19 protein-coding genes and 2 tRNA genes are annotated in these 22217 nt (G+C 67.3%); 10 read left to right on the top strand and 11 right to left on the bottom strand.

Annotated elements, in window-relative coordinates; translation table 11 throughout:
- Window positions 1-67: 67 nt before the first annotated feature.
- Entirely contained in the window at window positions 68-1564 is a 1497-nt protein-coding gene (locus IE243_RS12035; protein WP_191319621.1) for an MFS transporter, read from the bottom strand.
- Window positions 1565-1890: 326 nt separating this feature from the next.
- Between IE243_RS12035 and IE243_RS12030 the strand changes: the two genes are divergently transcribed.
- From IE243_RS12030 to IE243_RS12020, 3 genes are all read left to right on the top strand, one after another.
- Entirely contained in the window at window positions 1891-2487 is a 597-nt protein-coding gene (locus IE243_RS12030) for a TetR/AcrR family transcriptional regulator (protein ID WP_191319620.1), read from the top strand.
- 43 nt (window positions 2488-2530) lie between these two features.
- Window positions 2531-3211 (top strand): DNA oxidative demethylase AlkB, encoded by a 681-nt coding sequence (gene alkB, locus IE243_RS12025; RefSeq protein ID WP_191319619.1) that lies wholly within the window; start codon window positions 2531-2533, stop codon window positions 3209-3211.
- A 271-nt stretch (window positions 3212-3482) separates the two neighbouring features.
- Complete coding sequence (locus IE243_RS12020; RefSeq protein ID WP_191319618.1) at window positions 3483-3818, top strand: hypothetical protein; 336 nt, start codon at window positions 3483-3485, stop codon at window positions 3816-3818.
- A 29-nt stretch (window positions 3819-3847) separates the two neighbouring features.
- On the opposite strand, the gene IE243_RS12015 is transcribed toward IE243_RS12020, so the two are convergent.
- The 3 genes from IE243_RS12015 to IE243_RS12005 form a co-directional block, all read right to left on the bottom strand.
- A complete protein-coding gene (locus IE243_RS12015; RefSeq protein ID WP_191319617.1) occupies window positions 3848-5707 on the bottom strand; it encodes a sensor histidine kinase in 1860 nt (619 codons plus the stop codon).
- Between the two features lie 121 nt (window positions 5708-5828).
- Window positions 5829-6239, bottom strand: a complete 411-nt coding sequence (gene cueR, locus IE243_RS12010) for a Cu(I)-responsive transcriptional regulator (RefSeq protein WP_191319616.1) — start codon at window positions 6237-6239, stop codon at window positions 5829-5831.
- 247 nt (window positions 6240-6486) lie between these two features.
- The gene (locus tag IE243_RS12005) at window positions 6487-8958 is read right to left on the bottom strand and encodes a heavy metal translocating P-type ATPase (protein ID WP_191319615.1); all 2472 of its coding nucleotides are present in this window, start codon (window positions 8956-8958) and stop codon (window positions 6487-6489) included.
- Window positions 8959-9294: 336 nt separating this feature from the next.
- On the opposite strand from IE243_RS12005, the gene IE243_RS12000 reads away from it, so the two are divergent.
- Window positions 9295-9507, top strand: coding sequence for a heavy-metal-associated domain-containing protein (locus IE243_RS12000; protein ID WP_191319614.1), 213 nt, complete (start codon window positions 9295-9297; stop codon window positions 9505-9507).
- Between the two features lie 13 nt (window positions 9508-9520).
- Here IE243_RS12000 and IE243_RS11995 read toward each other — a convergent pair whose 3' ends face one another.
- Window positions 9521-10396 (bottom strand): LysR family transcriptional regulator, encoded by an 876-nt coding sequence (locus IE243_RS11995; protein ID WP_191319613.1) that lies wholly within the window; start codon window positions 10394-10396, stop codon window positions 9521-9523.
- 116 nt (window positions 10397-10512) lie between these two features.
- On the opposite strand from IE243_RS11995, the gene IE243_RS11990 reads away from it, so the two are divergent.
- Window positions 10513-11598: a YeiH family protein gene (locus IE243_RS11990; RefSeq protein WP_191319612.1), complete on the top strand. Its 1086-nt coding sequence runs from the start codon at window positions 10513-10515 to the stop codon at window positions 11596-11598.
- Window positions 11599-11659: 61 nt separating this feature from the next.
- Here IE243_RS11990 and IE243_RS11985 read toward each other — a convergent pair.
- Both IE243_RS11985 and IE243_RS11980 read right to left on the bottom strand, forming a co-directional pair.
- A tRNA-Gly gene (locus IE243_RS11985) sits at window positions 11660-11734 on the bottom strand.
- A gap of 240 nt (window positions 11735-11974) precedes the next feature.
- Window positions 11975-12049 (bottom strand) — tRNA-Gly (locus IE243_RS11980).
- Window positions 12050-12495: 446 nt separating this feature from the next.
- Here IE243_RS11980 and trxA point away from each other — a divergent pair.
- The 3 genes from trxA (at window position 12496) to IE243_RS11965 (ending at window position 14595) form a co-directional block, all read left to right on the top strand.
- The gene (gene trxA / locus IE243_RS11975; RefSeq protein ID WP_244643098.1) at window positions 12496-13407 is read left to right on the top strand and encodes a thioredoxin; all 912 of its coding nucleotides are present in this window, start codon (window positions 12496-12498) and stop codon (window positions 13405-13407) included.
- Window positions 13408-13453: 46 nt separating this feature from the next.
- Window positions 13454-14122 carry an LON peptidase substrate-binding domain-containing protein gene (locus tag IE243_RS11970; protein WP_191319611.1) on the top strand — a complete coding sequence of 223 codons (669 nt, stop codon included), beginning with the start codon at window positions 13454-13456 and terminating at the stop codon, window positions 14120-14122.
- Between the two features lie 254 nt (window positions 14123-14376).
- Window positions 14377-14595, top strand: a complete 219-nt coding sequence (locus tag IE243_RS11965; protein ID WP_191319610.1) for a Trm112 family protein — start codon at window positions 14377-14379, stop codon at window positions 14593-14595.
- A 137-nt stretch (window positions 14596-14732) separates the two neighbouring features.
- Here IE243_RS11965 and IE243_RS11960 read toward each other — a convergent pair whose 3' ends face one another.
- Together IE243_RS11960 and IE243_RS11955 are read right to left on the bottom strand one after the other, a co-directional pair.
- A complete protein-coding gene (locus tag IE243_RS11960; protein ID WP_191319609.1) occupies window positions 14733-15260 on the bottom strand; it encodes a hypothetical protein in 528 nt (175 codons plus the stop codon).
- Between the two features lie 56 nt (window positions 15261-15316).
- Entirely contained in the window at window positions 15317-17623 is a 2307-nt protein-coding gene (locus tag IE243_RS11955; protein WP_280514593.1) for an NADP-dependent malic enzyme, read from the bottom strand.
- Between the two features lie 343 nt (window positions 17624-17966).
- Between IE243_RS11955 and rpmB the strand changes: the two genes are divergently transcribed.
- Window positions 17967-18257: a 50S ribosomal protein L28 gene (gene rpmB, locus IE243_RS11950; RefSeq protein WP_191319608.1), complete on the top strand. Its 291-nt coding sequence runs from the start codon at window positions 17967-17969 to the stop codon at window positions 18255-18257.
- 276 nt (window positions 18258-18533) lie between these two features.
- Window positions 18534-18677: a hypothetical protein gene (locus IE243_RS11945; protein ID WP_191319607.1), complete on the top strand. Its 144-nt coding sequence runs from the start codon at window positions 18534-18536 to the stop codon at window positions 18675-18677.
- A gap of 91 nt (window positions 18678-18768) precedes the next feature.
- Here IE243_RS11945 and cobT read toward each other — a convergent pair whose 3' ends face one another.
- Window positions 18769-20667, bottom strand: coding sequence for a cobaltochelatase subunit CobT (gene cobT, locus IE243_RS11940; protein ID WP_191319606.1), 1899 nt, complete (start codon window positions 20665-20667; stop codon window positions 18769-18771).
- 412 nt (window positions 20668-21079) lie between these two features.
- Window positions 21080-22066, bottom strand: coding sequence for a cobaltochelatase subunit CobS (gene cobS, locus IE243_RS11935; protein ID WP_191319605.1), 987 nt, complete (start codon window positions 22064-22066; stop codon window positions 21080-21082).
- Between the last annotated feature and the right edge of the window lie 151 nt (window positions 22067-22217).

Genomic DNA, 22217 nt, shown 5'->3' with positions numbered 1-22217 from the left:
AGCGGGGGCCGCAGCGGCCCCCGCTTTTCATCATGCCACGGGATGGACCGGATTATCCGACGCGGGATTATCCGACCCGGGCTTGGGCCGGGACCGGGAGGCGGCGCGTCGCCATGCGGATCAGCACCGCGGTGGCCAGCACCAGCGCCGCCGCCATGCCGAGCACGGCGTAGAACGAATGGTCGAAGGCCAGCCGCGCCTGGGTCATCAGCGTCGCCGCCATGTCCGGCGACATCTGCCCCGCGGCGCGCAGGGCGCCGTCGATGCTGTCGCGGGCGGCCGCCGGCGCCCCGGCGACGGAGCCCATGGCGCTGGAATACAGGCCGGACAGGGCGCCGCCGATGGCGGCGACGCCGATGGCGCCGCCCAGTTCATAGGAAACCTCTTCGACAGAAGCCGCCATGCCGCTGTGATCCGCCGGGGCGTTGCCCATGATCGCCGCCGAGGCCGCGGTCATGGCGGCGCCAAGGCCGCCGCTCGACGCCGCCAACAGCAGGGCGTGCGTCATCTGGCCGTGGGCGGGCGCGATGATGAACAGCGCCAGCGCCGCGCCGGCGGCCGCCATGCCAGTCCACATCACGCGCGGGGCGCCGACGCGGCCAACCAGCATGCCGGCGAGGGGGCCAGCCGCGAGCGCGCCAAGCGGCAGCGGCAGGATCATCAGCCCCGCCTCAAGCGGCGAGAGACCGAGCACAAGCTGCAGGCGCTGGCTGTAAACCAGCTCGACGCCGATCATGGCGACCGAGGTCAGCAGAGCCACCAGCATGCCCATGGCGATGGCGGGCTTGCGGAACATCCGGAAGTCAATCATCGGCGCGGCCATGCCCTGCTGGCGCCGCACGAACAGCGTGAGCGCCGCGCCGCTGACGGCGAAAGCGCCCAGGGCCACCGCCAGCGGGCGCTCGCCGGCGCCGATTTCCTTGATGGCGACAGCGAGGGCGATGACGCCAGTCATCGCCAGGGCCGAGCCGATCAGGTCGATCCGGCGCGCCGGGTTGGGGCGCGACGGCGTGATCAGCCATGCGCCGGCGACCAGCGCCGCGATGACGATCGGCGCGTTGATGAGGAACACCGAACCCCACCAGAACCACGACAGCAGCGCTCCGCCCACGACCGGGCCGAGGGCGGCGCCGCCCGAGGCGATCGAGGCCCAGACGCCAATGGCCATGGCGCGCTCGCGCTCGTCGGTGAAGGCGATGCGAATGATCGACAGGGTGGTGGGCATCATGACGGCCGCGCCAACAGCCAGGACGGCGCGGGCGGCGATCAGCGAGCCGGCGTCCGGCGCGAAGGCCGCGAAGATGGAGGCGACGCCGAAGATGGCGAGACCGGCCAGCAGCATCGGCTTGTGGCCATAGCGGTCGCTCAGGGCGCCGGCGGTGGGCAGCAGGCCGGCGACGACTAGCGCATAGGCGTTGACGATCCAGAGCTTTTGCGACGCGGTGGCGTTCAGGTCATGGGTAAGCGTGGGAAGGGCCGTATAGAGCACTGTCATGTCGATCACGACAAGCAGTAGCGCGCTGGATGCGATCGCAAGGACGATCCAGCGATTGGGGGTATACATGGGTCACCATTGTGTCCGGGGCTTCTCTCACGGCCTCCGGAGGTTGCGAAACGTGTGGCTACTTTATAAATCCATACGTATGGATTGAAAAGGGGGCGATTTCATCCCGGTCAGCCGAAGGATGGCGGTCGGGCGAAATTCCCTTTTCAGGTAAACGGTTACAGTGTTTCAGCAAGGGTTCGATCCGTGCATGTTGGCGCGCCGGAGCGATCCATTGTGAACGGTAAAACCCGTCGGTCGGGGCCGGAACGCGCCAGATAGAGAACGCCTGGGCCCATCCGGGTCCAGAGGCCGCATATTCAGGTCAGGAGAGGTGCGCGCGCGCCATGGGACGCAGGCAGACAATTGACAGGAACGCGGTTCTGGACGCTGCGGAAGCTGTGATACGCGAGAAAGGTATCAACAGTTTGACAATCGAAGCCGTTGCCCGCGCTGGCGGAATCAGCAAAGGCGGCGTCCAGTACTGCTTTGGCTCGCGCGACGCCATGATCCGCGCCATGATCGACCGCTGGGAGGCGGAATTCGACGGTGAGGTCGCCGCCATGCCGGAAAACGACGGCACCGTCGCCGGCCAGGTGCGGGCGCACGTGGCGGCGACGGCGCAGTCGGGGCTCGCCTCGGCCGACCGCGCCGCGGTGATGCTCGCCGCCTTGTCGATGAGCGCGGGCCAGCGCGCCGAGGCCCGCACCTGGTACACGGCGCGGTTGCGTGAGATCGCGGCCTCCGGCGTTGACGCGGGGGCGCTGCGCCTCGCTTTTCTGGCGACGGAAGGCGTGTTCCTGTTGCGCAGTTTCGGCCTCGTCGACATGGACGACGCCGAATGGGACGCCATATTCAGGGACATCGCCGCCACGGCGGCGGCGCATGACGGCGCAGGCACAAAAACGGCGGCGGCGGATGACGGCGCAGGCGCAAAAACCTGAGCGCATGGCGTAACGGCGCGCCATGGGCGATGGAGGCGACAACATGGACCTGTTCGATTTCGCCGGCGTCGCAGCCGGCCAGTCAAGGGAACGCCTGGCTCCAGAAAACTTGGCTCCTGAGCACATGGCTCCTGGCGCCGTGTTGTTGCGTGGCCGCGCCCTGGCCAGTGACCGTGACCTGCTGGCCGGGATTGCCGCGGTCGCCGCCGCCGCGCCCTTCCGTCACATGCACACCCCGGGCGGCTTCGAGATGTCCGTGGCCATGACCAGTTGCGGCGAGGCCGGCTGGGTCACCGACCGGCGCGGCTATCGCTATGAGCGTTGCGATCCGGCCAGCGGCGCGCCATGGCCGCCCATGCCCGGGGCGTTCGTCGCACTTGCCCGGGCCAGCGCCGCCGAAGCCGGTTTTCCGGATTTCGCGCCTGACGCCTGTCTCATCAACCGCTACGCCCCTGGCGCGCGCATGTCGCTGCATCAGGACAAGGACGAGCAGGACTTTTCGCGGCCGATCGTTTCGGTGTCGCTGGGGCTGCCCTGCATGTTCCAGTTTGGCGGCGCGAACCGCAGCGACCCGGTGAAGAAATACGAACTGCGCCACGGCGACGTGGTGGTCTGGGGCGGTCCGTCGCGGCTGTACTACCATGGCGTGCTGCGGCTGAAGGACGGCGAGCACCCGTTAACCGGCGGGCTACGCTACAATCTGACATTTCGCGGCGCTCTCTGAGGCGCCGGCCGGAGGCGGGCGCTGGCCGGAATGCGTCCAGGGCAATTGGGTTCGCTGGATGCGCCCCATCGCTTTTGCCGGGAACGCGCCAGCGTCCGCAGGTTGAAACGGAGGAACGCCCATGAAGCCGCGCGTTGCGACAGCCGGCGTCACCCGGCGTGTTTTCGGTGGGGCCAGCTCACGGAGAATGCTGCATCGCCTGAACAGGAGACATTGTCTTCGCGATGCGCGGGTCACATTTTTCTCGGGAATGCTCCGGCGGGCGGTCTGCATGGCGCTTCTGCTGGCCGCTGGCGGCGCCGCGCCGGCGGTTGCCCAGACACCCGACGCGTCCATGCGCATATTCCGTGTTGGCCGCACCGGGATCATGTGCGTGCGGGCGCCTTGCCCATCCTGGGGCGTGGTTGCGGAAACATCGCTGCCGGGCGAGCGGCGCGGCTGGCCGTTGTGGGCGGGGGATGGGGCGCCGCCATTGCGGGGGCCGGAGGCGGCGACGCAGCAGATCAGGGCCGCCTGGCGGGCGCGCGGTTGCCTGCGCGTCGAAGGGCGCTGGATGAAGGACGCCCTGGAAGTCCGGCGGGTTATCGGCGCCTGTAACGGGCGCTGACCGCGCCAACGGCGACCGCGGTCGCGCCGTCAGCCCCGGTCGGAGGCTTCCCAGTTAAACACGCTGGCGGGCAGCTCCAGGATTATTTTCAATCCGTCCGGTTCAACCGAACGTTTCACGGCGCCGCGCAGGTTGCCTTCCACGATCATGCTGAGAAGACGCGAGCCGAAGCCGTGGCGCGCGGTGGCGACCGGCGCGGCGTCATGGGCGGCGCCTGTTTCTTTCCAGGTGATCTGCAGGGCGTCGCCGGCGCGTTCTGACGTCACCGTGACCATGCCGGCGGCGGTGCTGAAGGCGCCGTATTTCGCCGCGTTGGTCGCCAGCTCATGAAAGATCAGCGCCAGCCAGGTGATCGCCCTGGCGGGAACTTTCGCGTCGTCGCCGCTGACGGCGGCGCGTTTTCGTCCAGCGTCATAAGGCTCCAGCAACTCCCGGACCAGCCACAGCAACGAGCCGGAATTGGCGCCGGAGACGATGGCGCCATCGCGCACCAGCCCGTGGGCATGGTGCAGGGCGGTCAGCCGGCTGCGCAACTGCTCCGTGAAGGACTGAAGGGTGTGGTCTTCGCGGGCGGTGATGCTGATCAGTCCCTGAACCAGGGCGAACAGGTTGCGGATCCGGTGCTCCAGTTCGTGAGAAACCGTTTCCCGCTCGGCTTCCAGCAGGCGCGCCTCATGAACGTCGGTCAGCGTGCCAATCCAGTTGGCGATGGCGCCCGCCTGATCGCGGATAGGGAGCACGGCGGCCTGGATCCAGCGGTATTCGCCGGACCTGTGGCGATGGCGGGCGACGCAATGGCACGGCTCGCCATTGGCCAGGGCGTTGCGCCACTCCGCCAGCAGGGCGGTCTGATCATCGGGATGAACGCAGGTCAGCCAGTCGGCCGTCGCCGACGTCGCCTCGGACTGGCCGCTGAATTCATACCAGCGACTGTTCAGATAGGTCGTGCGCCCGTCCGTGTTGCAACTGAAGACGATGTGCGGCAGCGCTTCCGTGTAGGTGCGGAAGCGCAGTTCGCTTTCGGCAAGCGCGACGGCGGTTTCCACCTGGCTGGTGACGTCGATGACCACGCCGCTGAGCGAGCCGGCGTCGCCGCCAGGAAGCTGTGTCGTGCGACCCGATGCGACCACCCAGCGCACGCCGTCAACGCCGCAGACGCGATGCTGGCACATGTAGACGCCGGTGGTCCGCGCCTGTTCCAGCGCCGCCTGCACCTGCGGCAGGTCGTCGGGGTAAACCCCGGCAAGAAACAGCTCCGAGGCGGCTCCGTCATGGGCGACGTCCGGCGCCACGCCGAGCAGCCGGGCCACCCGGTCGTCCGTCTGCGTCGTGCCGGTGGTGAAATCGATGCTCCAGGCGCCGACGATGCCGCTGGCGTCCAGCGCATGGTCGAGCTTGTCGCGAGCGCGCAACAGGTCCTGGTAACTCTGCACCCGTCCGGTGGTTTCATCGCCAATGACCAGCGCGCCAAGAATGACGCCGTTGTCATCGACCACAGGGGTGTAGTCGAGGTCAAACCACCCGGTTTCCCAAACGCCATTGCGAAACAGACGGAACGGCAGGTCGCGAAAACCCGCGGACTTCCCCTCAAACACCCTGTCCAGCAAGGGCAGGTAAAAGTCGTCGGAGCCGTCGAACACATCGACAATTGGCTGGCCCAGCAGATGATCGTACGCCTCGCCGATCAGCGCCCGCACCGCCTCATTGTAGACAAACGCGCCCCTGCGCCCGATCAGCAGCGCCATGGGCGTCGTTGACCGCAACACCGTCCGCCAGATGCTGCGCAGGTCCGCCGGCCATGTCTCCGGCGGGCCCGCCGGAGACCGGGACCAGTCGAGCATCCGGACGCGGTCGGACATGGATTGGGGCGGTTCTGTTGCGTCTTCCATCGTGTCTCTATTCAGGAAAATGCCGCTCAGTGCTCCACCGCATCTTTTGAACGGTTTTCCATGCTGTTTGCGTATCAATCAACAGCACAACCGGCGCGTCGTCCAGCGACGGGCGCGCAGGTCAGATCCTGGCCTGGCGCGCGCCCCCACGGCCGGCGAGACTATCGAGAATCGGACACTCGGGCCGGTTGTCGCCGTGGCAGTTGCGCACCAGATGCCGCAGGGCGTCGCGCAGTTCCGCCAGTTCGGTGAGTTTGCGTTCGACTTCCGCCAGCTTGCTTTTGGCGATGGCCCGGACGTCGGCGCTTTCCCGGCTGTGATCGCCATAAAGGGACAGCAACTGCCGGCATTCTTCTACGGAAAATCCGAGGCTCCGCGACCGCTGGAGAAAACGCAGGCGATGGACGTCGCTGGCGGAATAGTCGCGATAACCATTGCCGGCCCGGTCCGGCGTCAGCAGGCCAATGTCCTCGTAGTAACGGATGGTCTTGGCGGGAAGGCCGGACTGTTGCGATGCGGCGCCAATGTTCATGGTGGCCTCCTGCAATCAAGTTGGCGCGGCGGCGAAACGCGCCGGAACCGCTGTTGATATAAGGTTCCCGGAACTGGAAGATCAAGCCTGGCGACGCGCGCGCCGCCAGAACGCTCCCCGGGCACTCTGCTGCGCTGGACGCGCGGCGCTTCTTTGGCTGGCCGCATTTTCAGCCGGGGGCATGCCAAACCCGATGGATCTGACCCATCGGGTTCTGGTGAAGTCCGCGCTTGCAGGCGCTTTGCACTCAGGGCCTGAACTTGCGCAGGCGCAGGGCGTTGCCCAGCACGAACACGCTGGAGAGCGCCATGGCTCCGGCGCCCAGCATTGGCGACAGCAGCAGGCCTGTCGCCGGATACAGCACGCCCGCCGCCACCGGGATCAGCGCCGCGTTGTAGCCAAAGGCCCAGAACAGGTTCTGGCGGATATTGCGCATCGTCGCGCGCGACAGGGCGATGGCGTTGGTGACGCCGGTGAGATCGCCGGACATCAACGCCACGTCAGCGCTCTCGATGGCCACGTCCGAACCCGTGCCGATGGCGACACCGACCTCGGCCTCAGCGAGGGCCGGCGCGTCATTGATGCCGTCGCCGACGAAGGCGACCGCGCCATATGACGCGCGCAGGCGATTGAGCGCCGCCACCTTGCCGTCCGGCAGCACCTCCGCCACCACATCGTCGATGCCCAGTTGCGCGGCGATGGCTTCCGCCGTGCGCCGGTTGTCGCCGGTGATCATCGCCACCTTCAGCCCGAGGGCGTGCATCGCCTGGATGGCGCGCGGGGTGGTGGGCCGCACCGGGTCGGCGACGGCGATGATGGCCGCCAGCCGGCCGTCGATGGCGGCGTAGAGCGGCGTCTTCGCTTCGGCGCCGAGGCGCGCCGCGTCCGCTTCCAGCGTCGCGACGTCCACGCCCAGTTGCGTCATGTAGCGCGCCGCGCCGACGGTGACATCGCGCCCGCCGACGCGCGCCTTCACGCCCATGCCAACCTCGGTGGAGAAGTCGCTGACCTGCGCCAGCGTCAGGCCCTGTTCGCGCGCCGCCGTCACGATCGCCGTCGCCACCGGATGCTCGGACTGGGTTTCCACCGCCGCAACCAGGGCCAGCACATCGGCGCTGTCAAAGCCCGGGGCGACGTCCAGATCCGTCAGGGCCGGCTTGCCCACGGTCAGCGTGCCGGTCTTGTCCAGGGCGATGACCCTTGCGTCACCCAGTGATTGCAGCGCCTCGCCGTTGCGGAACAGCACGCCAAGCTCCGCGGCCCGGCCGGTGCCCACCATGATCGAGGTGGGGGTGGCGAGGCCCATGGCGCAGGGGCAGGCGATGATCAGCACCGCCACCGCATTGACCAGGGCAAAGCTCAGCGCCGGCTGCGGTCCGAAGATCAGCCAGACGCCGAAGGTGAGGGCGGCGATGGCCATCACCGCCGGCACGAACCACATGGTGATGCGGTCGACCAGCCCCTGGATCGGCAACTTGGCGCCCTGCGCCGTCTCGACCATGCGGATGATCTGCGCCAGCACCGTATCGGCGCCAACCCGTTCCGCCCGGAAGGTGAAGGCGCCGGCCTGGTTGATAGTTCCGCCAATCACCTCGGAGCCTCCGGTTTTGGCCACCGGCGCCGGCTCGCCCGAAATCATCGACTCGTCCACATGGGAGGCGCCCGAGAGCACCACGCCGTCCACCGGAATGCGGTCGCCTGGCCGCACCTGCAGCACGTCGCCAGTCGCCACCGCCTCCAGAGGGGTTTCAACGAAGACGCCGTCGCGCTGCACGTGAGCCACCTGCGGCTGCAGGTTCATCAGATGGCGGATGGCGTCGCTGGTCCGCCCCTTGGCCCGCGCCTCCAGGAAGCGGCCGAGCAGGATCAGCGTGACGATCACCGCCGCCGCCTCGAAGTACATGTGGGCCGCGCCTTCCGGCAGCGCCTGCGGCAGGAAGGTGGCGACGGTCGAGTAACCCCAGGCGGCCGTCGCGCCAAGCGCCACCAGCGAGTTCATGTCCGGCGCCAGGCGCAGCAGCGCGGGAACGCCCTTGCTGAAGAAGCGCCGGCCCGGCCCGAACAGCGCCAGCGTTGTCAGCACGAAGCTGACGACATGCAGGTTCTGCTGCCCGAAACTGGCCGCCAGCCAGTGGTGCAGGGCCGGGATGACGTGTCCGCCCATTTCGATCGCGAACACTGGAATGGTGAGCGCGGCGGCGATGATGAGATCGCGGCGCAACCGACCCATTTCCGTGGCGCGGGCCGCTTCACGGCTGGCGCTGTCGGCGGCGCCGGACGCAGCGACCTCGCGTGGTTCATAGCCGGCTTTGCGAACCGCTTCAGCCAGCGCGGCGCGGTCCACCGCCCCGGCGCTGGCCTCGACAGTCGCGCGCCCGGTCGCCAGGTTGACCGCCGCCGAGACCACGCCGGGCGTGGCCGCGATGGCCTTTTCGACCCTGGCGACGCAGGAAGCGCAGGTCATGCCGTCGATATCGATCTGGATGGTTTCGGCCGGCACATCGTAACCCGCCCGCTGGATGGCGGCGATCACCGGGGCCGGATCCGCGCCCCTGGACAGGGCGACGTCGGCGCTCTCCGTCGCCAGATTGACCGATGCGCTGATCACCCCAGGCGCCGCCTTGATGGCGCTTTCGACGCGACGCACGCATGACGCGCAGGTCATGCCCGTCACAGGGAAGCGCCGCTGGAAGGCGCCGGCTTCGGTAATGGCGTTCATCACGTGGCCTCCTCTGGCCTGTCGTGAAGGCATCTCCCGCCCGGACAACGCGCCGTGGGTGGGAAGCGCCCCAATTCATCATATCCGGACAAACCCGGCGCTGGCTGGCCGGATTCTGCGACGGGGCGTCGATACCTGAGGAACAAAGGAAATTTCCCCTTTCTCCGCAAGCGCGTCGCCCGGTGTGGATATGGTAGGGGCTTCCTGCAACTGGAAGGTCAACAGGCCGTCATGCGCTTTTTCAGCCCCCGACGCCGCCCCGGAAAATTATGCTTGACCTTCCATCTGCTGGAAGGGGTTGAGTGACGTCAGCCAATCCGGTTTCAGGAGATCACCATGCTGGTTCTGCATATTCCCGACATGAGCTGCGGTCATTGCGCCGCCACGGTCACCAAAGCCGTGCAGTCTGTCGCCGCTGGCGCGCAGGTTGACGTCGATCTGCCGGCCCGCATCGCGCGCGTTACCGGCGACGCCGCCGTCGCCCCGGTGTTGCGCGCGCTCGCTGACGCCGGCTATCCGGCGGAGGCGCAAGCCAGCGACCGGCCGTAAGACCAGAAAACGCTCACCCTTTCCAGGGGCCAATCAGTTCGACCAGCGCGTCGGCGGCGCGGCTGCGATAGCGCTCCTTGTGGCGCAGGCCGTAAAACAGCCGCGCCCCGAAATCGGTCGGCGCCGCGTGAAGCGCGCCGGCCGCCAGCGACGGCCCGACAACGAGCGACGACAGCGCCGTCACGCCGGCGCCCGCTTCCACAGCCGTGCGTACGCTCTCGTTGGAAGGCAGAACCAGGGCGACGTCCAGCGCCGCCGGGTCGACGCCAAGGCCGCGCAACGCGTCTTCCAGAGCCGCCCGCGTGCCGGAGCCGCGCTCTCGCATCACCCAGCGCGCCCGGCCCAGCCACGCTGCGTTGGGCGGCGCAGCGAATGGCGTCGCGGCCACCAGTTGCAGCCGGTCGGCGCCGATGGGAAACACCGCCAGCGCCGGGTCGTCAACGGGTCCTTCCACCACGCCGAAATCCGCGTCGCCATCATGCACCCGGCTCGCCGCCTGGTCGGAGTTGCCGATGCCAAGGTTGATGGCGATGCGCGGGTAGGCGGCGCGATAGCGTGCCAGAATCGCCGGCAGCCAGTAGGCGGCGGTTGTCTGGCTGGCGACCAGCCGCAGGCTGCCCCGCGTCAGCGCGCGCAACTCATCGAGCGCCTGTTCCGCCGCCGCGGCGCGCGCCAGCACGGCCCGCGCCTCCCTCAAAAAAATTCGACCCGCGTCGGTCAGTTCGACGCCGCGCCCCACCCGGTTGAACAGCCGCACGTCGTGGCGCTCCTCCAGCGCGGCGATCGCCGCCGACGCCGCCGATTGCGACACGTGCAGGGCCCGCGCGGCGGCGGTGACGTGCTCGCGCTCGGCCACGGCGACGAATATGCGCAATTGTTCAAGAGTCATGGAGCAGTCATGGAGCCGGGCCATCGAATAATCTGAAAAACAGATCATAACGATAAAAACGATGCGTTGGAATGATTGGTTCGCGGCGTCCAGGATGCGCCGCGAAAGGACATTCCATGACCGCCGTCACCAACCGTCTGTTCTGTGGTTTCGCCAGAACGGGTTTCGCCAGATTGCGGGGGCTTGCGCCTGGTTTCGCCCTGTGCGTCGCGGTTGGCTCAGTCGCCCTGGCGCTGGAGGCTGGCGAGAGAACGCTGTTCGGCAAGGCCTGGCTGGAGCCGATGGTGCTGGCGATTCTCGTTGGCGCCGCCGTGCGCAGCGTCTGGAATCCGGGGCCGGGCTGGGAGCCCGGCGTGGCGTGGAGCGCCCGGTTTCTGCTGGAGCTGGGGGTCGCGCTGCTTGGCGTGTCGGTGAGCGCCGCAACCCTGCTGGCGACCGGGCCGGGGATGATCGCTGGCGTCGCCGCCGTGGTGGCGCTGGCCATCGGGCTGAGCTTTGGCGTCTGTCGCCTGCTGCGCCTGCCGACGCGCATGGCGCTGCTGATCGCCTGTGGCAATTCGATTTGCGGCAATTCGGCCATCGCCGCCGTGGCCCCGGTCATCGACGCGGACAGCAACGACGTGGCCGCCTCCATTGCCTTCACGGCGGTGCTGGGCGTGCTGGTGGTGCTCGGACTGCCGCTGCTCGGTCTGTGGCTGGGGATGGGCGCGGTCGCATATGGCGCGCTCACCGGGCTGACCGTCTACGCCGTGCCGCAGGTGCTGGCCGCCGCCGCGCCGTTTGGAACCACGGCGATGCATATGGGGGCGCTGGTGAAGCTGGTGCGCGTGCTGATGCTGGGGCCCATCTGCCTGCTGCTGTCGCTGGCGGTGCCGCGGCTCGCGCCAAGGGCAGGGCCGGCGGTGGTTGGCGACGCGCAGCGCCGTCAGCCCGGCGCCTTGCATGCGTTGCCCTGGTTCATCGCCGTATTCATGATTCTCGCCGGGCTGCGCTCGGCTGGCCTGGTTCCGCAGGCGCTGGTCGCGCCAGCCAGCGAGGCGGCCACCATCCTGACCCTGCTGTCGATGGCGGCGCTGGGGCTTGGCGTCGACATGCGCATGGTCGCCCGCTCGGGCTGGCGGGTTGTCGCCGCGGCGGTGCTGTCGATCCTCGGGCTCACGGCGATCAGCCTGGCGTTGCTGCGCCTGCTGGGCATGGCCTGAGCGCAATTATGGCCCAAACGCAAAAAAGCCGCCTTGCGGCGGCTTGTCTGCTGGCCATTTCTGGAGCGGGCGAAGGGATTCGAACCCTCGACCCCAACCTTGGCAAGGTTGTGCTCTACCCCTGAGCTACACCCGCTTCCATCCGCAGCGTCGCCGCCGCCGATGAGCGCTATCTGCCCCAGATTTTTCTCGCGCGCAATATGCCTCCAGCATTTTTCCACGCTGACGATCCAGACGTCCGATCGAGACGTCGCCGTCGTGGGAAGGCCGTGGAGGAAGGGCCCACGTGGAAAGGGCCGTGTGGGAAGCGCCATGGGGAGGCTGTGGCCCAAACGCAAAAAAGCCGCCTCGCGGCGGCTTGTCTGCTGGCCATTTCTGGAGCGGGCGAAGGGATTCGAACCCTCGACCCCAACCTTGGCAAGGTTGTGCTCTACCCCTGAGCTACACCCGCTTCCATCAGCAACGTCGCCGCCGCCGATGGGCGCTATGTGCCCTGGAACGCGGACGGACGCAAGGGGGGATGTGGCGCACCCTGTGAAAAAGCTGAGACACTCTGTCAGGGATGTGGACAACAGGACGGCGGGCAGATCGTCGACAGGCGGCGTGCAGGCAAGCGCGCTCAGGCATGCCTGGGGAGGCGTGCAAGAAAGCCGGCTTCTGCGCGTGGTCTGCGGCTGCGGCGGTTGCGCCTGGCGGCTTTCCGGGATCGGCGGCGCCACGGTCCATGCGGTTCGCCACGGCGGCCGTCCGCAATTGTCTGTCCCGAATTGCGCCGCCGGAATTGTTTTCTGGCTGGCGAGGCCCCATTTTGACGGGCAGAAATGTCGTCAGCGCGTGGTGAGCGAAACACACCGCCCCATTGCGCTCAGGACGCTGTTGCCAGGGACCCCGCCACCCATGACCGAGTTGCCGATGACCGACCAGACCGCTGTTTCCGCTGCAACCTCCGTCAAGGACGTAACCACCGCGAGCTTCGCCGACGACGTGATCCGCGCCTCGATGAATGCGCCGGTTCTGGTAGACTTCTGGGCGCCGTGGTGCGGGCCATGCAAACAGCTTGCGCCGGTGCTGGAGAAGGTGGTGGCGTCGTCTGGCGGCAAGGTGTCGCTGGTCAAGATGAATATCGACGACCACCCGGAAGTCGCGGGCCAGATGGGCATCCAGTCGATTCCGGCCGTGATCGCCTTCAAGCGCGGTCAGCCGGTGGACGGATTCATGGGCGCGGTGCCGGAAGGGCAGATCCGTTCCTTTATCGAGCGGCTGGTCGGGCCGCTGGGGCCGACGGCGATTGACGCGTTGCTCGAAGAGGCGGCGGCGCTTGACGCCGCAGGCGACGCCCAGGGAGCCGCCGAGCTCTACGCCGCCGTGCTGCAGCAGGAGCCGGACAATGCCGACGCCATCGCCGCGCTGGTCAAGCTGCATGTGAAGCTGGACGACCTGGAAGGCGCCCGCAGCTTCCTTGCGCTCGCCCCCGCCGACAAGCTCAATCATCCCGCCATTGCCTCGGCCCGTTCGGCGCTGGAGCTGGCGGAGCAGGCCGGCGATCTTGGTCCGGCCGCGGAGCTGGAGGCGCGCCTCGCCGCCAATCCGGATGATCACGAAGCCCGCTTCGATCTGGCGCTGGCGCATAACGCCAGGGGGGACCGCAAGGCTGCCGTTGAGGAGCTGCTGACGATCTTCCGCAAGGACAGGGGCTGGAACGACGAAGCCGCCCGCAAGCAGCTCGTGCAGTTTTTCGAGGCATGGGGTCCCAAGGACCCCGCGACCCTGACAGGCCGGCGCCGCCTGTCGTCGCTGATGTTTGCCTGAGCCACAGCAAAAGCGCAGGCAGAAGCTCAGGAAGAGGCATGACGCCGTGGTTATGAATGCTGTCTATCGCGGTCCGCAGGACTGCCCGCTGACGATTCCGCTGTTTCCGCTGCCGGAAGCATTGCTGCTGCCGCGCGGCGAGATGCCCCTGAATATTTTTGAGCCGCGCTATCTGGCCATGGTCGATGACGCTCTGGCTGGCCGCCGGGTCATTGGCATCATCCAGCCGCTCAAAGACGAGGATCCGTCGCCGGCGCCGGAGCTGTACGCAACCGGGTGCATCGGCCGGGTCACCCACTTTGCCGAGACTGGCGACGGGCGCTATCTCATCACCCTGACCGGCGTGGCGCGTTTCCGCCTGACGGAAGAGCTGGTGGTGACGACGCCCTATCGCCAGGCGCGGGTCGACTATCACCCGTTTGGCAATGATTTTTGCGCGCGCGCTGGTGAGGACGACGTCAATCGCGACGCCGTCATCGCCGCGCTTGAGGCTTTCGTGAAGGCGCGCGGCCTGCGCATCGACTGGCGCGGCGTGCGCAGCGCTTCCAACGAGGCGCTTGTCAACGCCCTGTCGATGATGAGCCCTTACGGCATGCGTGAAAAGCAGGCGCTGCTGGAGGCGCCGGACCTGAAAACCCGCGCCGAGATGCTGGTGGCCATCACCGAGATTGAGCTGGCGCGCGGCGGCGCCGGATCAGACCCGTCGCTGCAATAGGCTGGCGCCGGAGCATTCCTGAGAAAAGCGGAGCCCACTTTTCGCGAAGAAAATGCGTGAAATTGGAGCGTTTTCCGACGGGACGGAACCATCCGGTCGATCAGAATTCGCTCAAAAAACGAGGGCAACTGGAGCCATCCGCGATCCGTGTAGATCGGGAATTGCCCTGAAGAGATGGAGCATTTTGGGTGAACTGGTTTCACCGGAAATGCTCTGGAGACAACGTCCCGATGTCTATCAACTGGAAGTAACCCATGACCGGCCAGAGCGACGCCCAAAACCAGGACAATCCCACGCCGGGCGTCACCCGGCTCGACCCGCGCCTGCTCGAATTGCTGGTGTGCCCGCTGACCAAGGCGACGCTGGAATATGACGCGGAGCGCCAGGAACTGATCAGCCGCCAGGCGCGTCTGGCCTATCCGATCCGCGACGGCATCCCGATCATGCTGCCGGACGAAGCCCGCCAGCTGTAATCTGGCGAGGGCGTTCCGGCGAAATCCAGTTCGCTGGTTCGCCCTGTTTCCCTGATCGAACGCCATTTTATGCGAGACAGGTGGAAGCCGCTTTTCCCGAAATGCTCCTGGTGGATGACGGACTGTCCCGGGACTTCTCAGGCCCGGACGACTTCCACGTCCCACGTCGACGCGCCGTTGGCCTGGCGCTCGTGAACGATCACCTGGTCGCCATCATGCAGGCGGCCGAGGTTTTCCTCACGATCCGGCAGCACGATGGTGGTGTTGTCGCCGGTCACCACCAGCACCTGGCGGCGGCTGGCCGTCGCCGCCGCGGCCCATGTCCGGATCTGGCTGAACCATGGTTCGCGCCGCCAGACGCCAGCGGCTCCGGGATCGGTCTGCACGACCAGCCGGGCGCCGCCGTGCTCCGTGTACAGCACCAGCTTGCTGCGGTCCGGCCGCCATTCCTCCCCCAGAAATCCCTCGCCCAGCCACAGGCAGGAGAACGTCCGGCACTCGTCCGGGCGCGCCTCATAGGCGTCGCAGCCCTTGCCCGGCTTGCAGTGCGGGCACCAGCGGCCACGCGGCTTGTCGAGCGCGACGATGCCCATCACCTTGCAGCACAGGGTGCAGGGGCCGCACGTCCGCGCCGGCGCGGACGTCTGCAATCCCGACAGGCTCATGACGCCCCCTCCGGTTCATTGTGGTGGTCTGACACTGCCGTCAGGCCGGCCTGCTTTCAAGTCGCGGCGCTGGCCAGCCTGTTCCTGGCGTGCTCCTGAGCCTCGACCACGGCGATGGCCGTGATGTTGACGATGCCGCGCGCCGTGACCGAGGGGGTGACGATGTGCGCCGGTTGCGCCGGACCGATCAGGATGGGGCCGACCGGCAGGGCGTCCGCCACCGCCCGCGTCATCTGGAAGGCGATGTTGGCGGCGTCCAGGTTGGGCATGATCAGGACGTTCGCCGCGCCCTTGATGCGGGCGTTGGGGTAAACCTTGTCGCGCACCATTTCGGAAAGCGCCGTGTCGGCGGCCATTTCACCGTCGATGACAAGATCCGGCGCCCGTTCGCGCACCAGTTCGAGCGCGGCGCGCATTTTCCGGGCGGAGGGCGAATCGGACGAGCCGAAATCCGAATGCGACAGCATCGCCATCTGCGGCTCCATGCCAAAGCGGGCCACATGGCTGGCGCAGGCGATGGCCATGTCGGCGAGTTCTTCGGCGTTCGGGTCCTGGCGCACATGGGTGTCGGCGATGAAGAATGGCCCCTTGCTGGTGATGACAAGGGACAGCGCCGACATTTCCTTGATGCCGGGCGCGAGGCCGATGATGTCGCCAATGTGCCGCAGCCGCGACTGGAAGCGCCCCTCCAGGCCGCAGATCATGGCGTCGGCGTCGCCGCGCCGCACCGCGATCGCCGCGATCACCGTGTTGTTGGTGCGCACCAGGGTGCGGGCGGCGTCGGGCGTGATGCCCTTGCGGCCGGCCACATCGAGATAGGCGGCGACATAGTCCCGGTAGCGCGGATCATCCTCCGGATTGGTGAGGTCGAAATCGACGCCCTGACGGATGGTCAGGCCGAACCGCTTGATGCGCGATTCAACCACCGCCGGACGGCCGACGAGGATGGGGTGGGCCAGCCCGTCTTCCACGATCGCCTGAACGGCGCGCAACACGCGCTCATCCTCGCCTTCCGCATAGATGACGCGCATGGGATTTTCCCTGGCGCGGCTGATCAGCGGCTTCATGACGAAGCCGGAGCGGAACACGAAGCGCGTCAGGCTGTCGGCATAGGCCTTGACGTCGGCCAGCGGCCGGGTGGCGACGCCGGTGTCCATCGCCGCTTTGGCCACCGCCGGGGCGATGCGCAGGATCAGGCGCGGATCGAACGGGTTGGGAATCAGCGAGCGCGGACCAAACGGCTGCGCCCCGCCGCCCGACGTCGCCACCATGTCGGAGGGCGCCTCACGCGCCAGGGCGGCGATGGCGTGCGCCGCCGCCAGCTTCATTTCCTCATTGATGGTGGTGGCCGCGACGTCCAGCGCGCCGCGGAAAATGAAGGGGAAACACAGGACGTTGTTGACCTGGTTGGGAAAGTCGGAGCGTCCCGTGCAGATCATCGCGTCCGGGCGGGCCTTTTCCGCCTCATCCGGCATGATCTCGGGGTACGGATTGGCCAGCGCCATGATCAGCGGGCGCGGCGCCATGGCGGCGAGCAACTCCGGTTTGAGCACGCCGCCGGCGGAGACGCCGAGGAAAATGTCGGCGCCGGGAATCACGTCAGCCAGGGTGCGCTTGTCGGTGTTCTGGGCGAAAATCGCCTTCCAGCGGTCCATCAGCACGGGACGGCCTTCGTAGACCACGCCTTCGAGGTCCGTGACCCAGATGTTCTCCCGCTTCGCGCCGAGCGACACCAGCAGGTTCAGGCAGGCGAGGGCGGCCGCGCCGGCGCCCGAGGCGACGATCTTGACGTTGGCGATGTCCTTTCCGGCCAGCGCCAGACCATTGGTCACCGCCGCCGCGACGATGATGGCGGTGCCGTGCTGGTCGTCGTGGAACACCGGGATCGACATGCGCTCACGCAGTTGCTCCTCGATCTCGAAGCACTCCGGCGCCTTGATGTCCTCAAGGTTGACGCCGCCGAATGTCGGCTCCAGCGCCGCCACCACATTGATCAGCCGCTGGGGGTCATGCTCCGCCACCTCGATGTCGAAAACGTCGATGCCGGCGAATTTCTTGAACAGGACCGCCTTGCCCTCCATCACCGGCTTGGCGGCCAGTGGCCCGATGTCGCCGAGGCCGAGCACGGCGGTGCCGTTGGAGAGCACCGCCACGAGATTCTGACGGATGGTGAGGCGGGCGGCTTCCGCAGGGTCAGCGGCGATGGCCTCGCAAGCGGCGGCGACGCCCGGCGAATAGGCCAGGGCAAGATCGCGCTGGTTGCCGAGCGGCTTCGTCGCCTTGATCTCCAGCTTTCCCGGCTTCGGATGGCTGTGATAAACAAGGGCTCCAGATCGCAGATCGCTCGACAGTTTCGCGGCCACAGCAGGTCCTCCGCATGCGTCGTCCCGGGGGGACGCGCGCCAGATGTCAGATGGTGGGCGGCCATATGGCATGATTCCGGTTTCTGTATGGTGAAACTGGCGTGACGTTTTTTGCGGCGCCGGGATCCCGAAGGCGGCCAAGGAGGCGGCAAGCGCGGCTGGATCGCCTTGCGTCCCCCGGTTGCCCCGCCCGGCGGGGACATTTGTCCTCGTGCACGGGGACAATGGCTTGACGCTGCCGCCACGCGCCATTATAGCTCCGGCACTTCATGGAATTGTCGGTCAAGCAAGCTGTCCGCCATTTGGGGACCGCGCCGCTTCGCCGTTGAGCAGGACAACGATCATGGCCCGCCGTTGCGAGCTGACTGGGAAGGCCGTTCTGACCGGCCATCTCGTGAGCCACTCCAATCGTAAGACCAAGCGCCGGTTCCTTCCGAACCTGTGCAATGTGACCCTCCAGTCGGAGGCCCTTGAGCGCGCTGTTCGCTTCCGCGTCAGCGCCGCCGCCCTCCGCACGGTCGAGCACCGTGGCGGCCTGGACGGCTTCCTCGCCAAGGCTTCGGCTTCCGATCTGTCGCAGGGCGCGCTCGCGCTGAAGCGCGAGATCGAGAAGAAGGCCGCCGCCGCCAGCTAAGGCGCGCCGGTCGCATGACCCGACGCAAGACGTCAGGGCGTGCGTGAACAGAAGGGCGAGGCTCCGGCTGACGGAGCCAGACTAGCCCGATGAAAAGGCGGCCCAGGCCGCCTTTTTTGTTGTCCGCATGGCGGCGCGCGGGCTCTGCGCCGCCTCGGAGGCCACGTCGCGCTGGCGTTCCGCCATGTGAGAGACGGGTGTTCACCGGTTTCCAGGTTTGCCTTCAGTTTTCAGATTGTGCTGGCATTCCGCTGATGTTCGCGGACATGGGTCCGCATGATCGACGAAGATGGCGCGGTCAGCGTGCGCCATTTATTCTTCGCCGCGCCCAAAACTGCCGCCGTCATCCCGGACCCTTGGCGCGCATCCACGCCGCGCCGCTCTCTCCATGCCGCCCGGCAGCCGCGCGATCCCCTGTGAGCGGCCCGAACCTCGCCCTGCGCCCAAAACAAATGGCGCGGGCTGACCGCGCCACCCATTCTCCGTCAGCCAATCTGCCCAGCACTAAACCTTACCGGCCGCGGGCTGTCCGTTCGGCCCGGCCAGCGCGGGGCGCTGGCGTTTCATCGAACAGTTCGGCCAGTTTGTCGGTCATGGCGCCGCCCAGTTCCTCGGCGTCGACGATGGTGACGGCGCGCCGGTAGTAGCGGGTGACGTCGTGACCGATGCCGATGGCGATCAGCTCCACTGGCGAGCGCTGCTCGATCTCGGCGATGATCTGGCGCAGGTGGCGCTCCAGATAGTTGCCCGGGTTCACCGACAGGGTGGAATCGTCGACTGGCGCGCCATCGGAAATCACCATCAGGATCTTGCGTTGCTCGGGCCGGCCCAGCAGCCGCTTGTGAGCCCAGTCCAGCGCCTCGCCGTCGATGTTCTCCTTCAACAGGCCTTCGCGCATCATCAGGCCCAGATTCTTGCGCGCCCGCCGCCATGGCGCGTCGGCGGCCTTGTAGACGATGTGGCGCAGATCGTTGAGGCGGCCCGGATTGGCCGGCTTGCCGGATTGCAGCCACAGCTCGCGCGACTGCCCCCCCTTCCAGGCGCGGGTGGTGAAGCCCAGGATCTCGGCCTTGACGCCGCAACGCTCCAGGGTGCGGGCCAGAACGTCGGCGCAGGTCGCCGCCACGGTGATCGGCCGTCCGCGCATCGAGCCGGAATTGTCGATCAGCAGCGTCACCACCGTATCGCGGAAGTTGGTGTCCTTCTCCTGCCTGAACGACAGCGCCTGGAACGGATCGATAATGATCCGCGGTAGCCGCGCCGGGTCGAGCATGCCTTCCTCAAGGTCAAACTCCCAGGCGCGGTTCTGCTGCGCCTGCAGCTTGCGTTGCAGGCGGTTGGCCAGACGGGCCACCACGCCCTGCAGATTGGCCAGCTGCTTGTCCAGATAGCCGCGCAGCCGCGCCAGCTCCTCGGCGTCGCACAGCTCCTCGGCGCTGACCACTTCGTCGAAACGCGGTGCGTAAGCCTTGTAGTCGGTGGCGCGGTTGTCGCCGGGTTTGGTCTGGGGCGGTCGCGGCGTCTCGCCGGAGCTTTCGGAATCACCGAGATCGGATTCGTCGGGCAGTTCGCCAGGGGGGGCGTCGTCCGCCTCCATGGCGCCTTCCTGCATCTCCTCGGAGACATCTTCGGACAGTTCCGCGTCGCCGCGCTCGCCCGTGTCCTGCTGGTCGCCGTCGCCCTGCTCCTGGTCGGCGCCGGATTCGGGAGCGTCTTGCTGGCTGTCGTCGTCGTCCTCGCTCTCGTCGGCGTCGAGTTCGTCGGCGATGTCGAGGCTGGAGAGCAGTTCGCGCACCGTGCGGGCGAACTTCTTCTGGTCGGTGAGCGAATCGAGCAGGGCGTCAAGGCTGGCGGCCGCCTTGTGCTCGACCCCTTCACGCCACAGGTCCACCACCCGGCGAATGGCGGGCGGCGGGGGCAGGCCGGTCATGCGCTCGCGCGCCAGCATCGCCAGCGCGTCGGCCAGCGGCGCGTCGGCCCGGTCGGCGACGTGCTGGAGGTTGGCGCGGGAATAGCGGTCTTCCAGCATGGCGGCGATATTGCTGGCCGAACCGGTCAGGCGGCGGCTGCCGATGGCGTCGACGCGGGCCTGCTCCACGGCGTCATAGACGGCGCGCGCCTGGGGGCTTTCCGGCGCGAATTTGCGGTGCACCGCATCGTCGTGACAGGCAACGCGCAGGGCCATCGAATCGGCGTGGCCGCGCATGACCGCGACGTCCGCCGCCGACATCTTGCGCGGCGGCTCGGGAATGCGGGCGCGGTCGACGACCAGGCTCGGCTTGTCGGCGCCGAAGGTCACCTCAAGCGCGCTGCTCCCGGCCATGGCCCGCATGCAGTCGCCGACAGCCCGCTTCAGCGGTTCGGTGGGGGCGGGTTTCGCGCCCGCTGGTCGGGTGTTCGGGATCGTCACGATCGCCTGTATCCTGCCTGGGCGCTTTTCCTGCGAAGTGGACGCCACCTCGCGTCAGGAAACGCGTCACATCAAAATGATGGAGCAAACCTCCGGCCCAATCCGGCGGATGTCTGCTCCGGGGCCTGCCGCGCCGGGCGGTCCGGCCCGTGTGAAAGGCGTCTGGAGCGCTCTGCGACCAGGCGGAAATGTCTGGTCGACCAGAATTCACTCAAAACAGGACAACGTGGAGCGGCCTGCGATCCATGTTGGCCAGCAACCAATCCGGGTCGTCGCCAGATCCGGTATTCGCGAAGCGTTCCGGGGGGAAGCGCTCCGCCCGCGAATGTCGATGACGCGCCGGCTCATCCAGGTGAGGCGGCGGGTCATGCAGCGGCAGGACGACGCCAGCCGGCGCCGGTGCTTGCCGACGTCAGGCCAGCGCCAGATTGGCGGCGCTTTCCGGCAGCTCCTTGCCGAAGCAGCGCTGATAGAACTCCGCCACCAGCGTGCGCTCCAGCTCGTCGCACTTGTTGAGGAAGGTCAGGCGGAAAGCCATGCCAACGTCGCCGAAGATGCGGGCGTTCTCGGCCCAGGTGATGACCGTGCGCGGGCTCATGACCGTGGAGAGGTCGCCGTTCATGAAGGCGTTGCGGGTCAGAGCGGCCAGCCGGACCATGCGGTCGACCGTGTCGCGGCCCGTGGCGCCGTCGCGATAGTGCGGCGCCTTGGAGAGAACGATGTCCACTTCGCGCTCGTGCGGCAGGTAGTTCAGCGTCACCACGATGGACCAGCGGTCCATCTGGCCCTGGTTGATCTGCTGGGTGCCGTGATACAGGCCAGAAGTGTCGCCGAGGCCGACGGTGTTGGCCGTGGCGAACAGGCGGAACGACGGGTGCGGATGGATGACGCGATTCTGGTCGAGCAACGTCAGCTTGCCGGACACTTCCAGCACGCGCTGGATCACGAACATCACGTCGGCGCGGCCGGCGTCATATTCGTCGAACACCAGGGCGACGTTGTTCTGCAGCGCCCACGGCAGGATGCCGTCGCGGAACTCGGTGATCTGCTTGCCGTCCTGAAGGACGATGGCGTCCTTGCCGACGAGATCGACGCGCGAGACGTGGCTGTCGAGGTTGACGCGCACGCATGGCCAGTTGAGGCGCGCGGCCACCTGCTCGATGTGGGTGGATTTGCCGGTGCCGTGATAGCCGGTGATCATCACGCGGCGGTTGAAGGCGAACCCCGCGAGAATCGCGAGCGTGGTCTCGCGGTCGAACAGGTAATCGGGATCGATTTCCGGCACATGCTCGTCGCGCGCTGAGAAGGCGGGAACCTCCATGTCGGAATCGATGCCGAACAGCTTGCGGACGGAGACTTTCACATCCGGAACGCCGGATGACGCGCTTGGGGCTTGCATGTAATTCCTCGATCAGCAGCCGGCCTGGTGGTCCTTTGGTTCCAGCGTTTTGCCTGGCCGGGTGGCGACGCAGACGCGGGAATCAAAAGACCACCCACATGATACTTCCAGCGGCGTGCGAATTTGGCTTTTGAAAAGGCGCCCGGACGGG

It is taken from the genome of Camelimonas fluminis (assembly GCF_014656355.1).
GTDB lineage: Bacteria > Pseudomonadota > Alphaproteobacteria > Rhizobiales > Beijerinckiaceae > Camelimonas > Camelimonas fluminis.
Note: the sequence above shows the minus strand (reverse complement) of the source record. Positions and strands in the feature narration are given on the sequence as shown.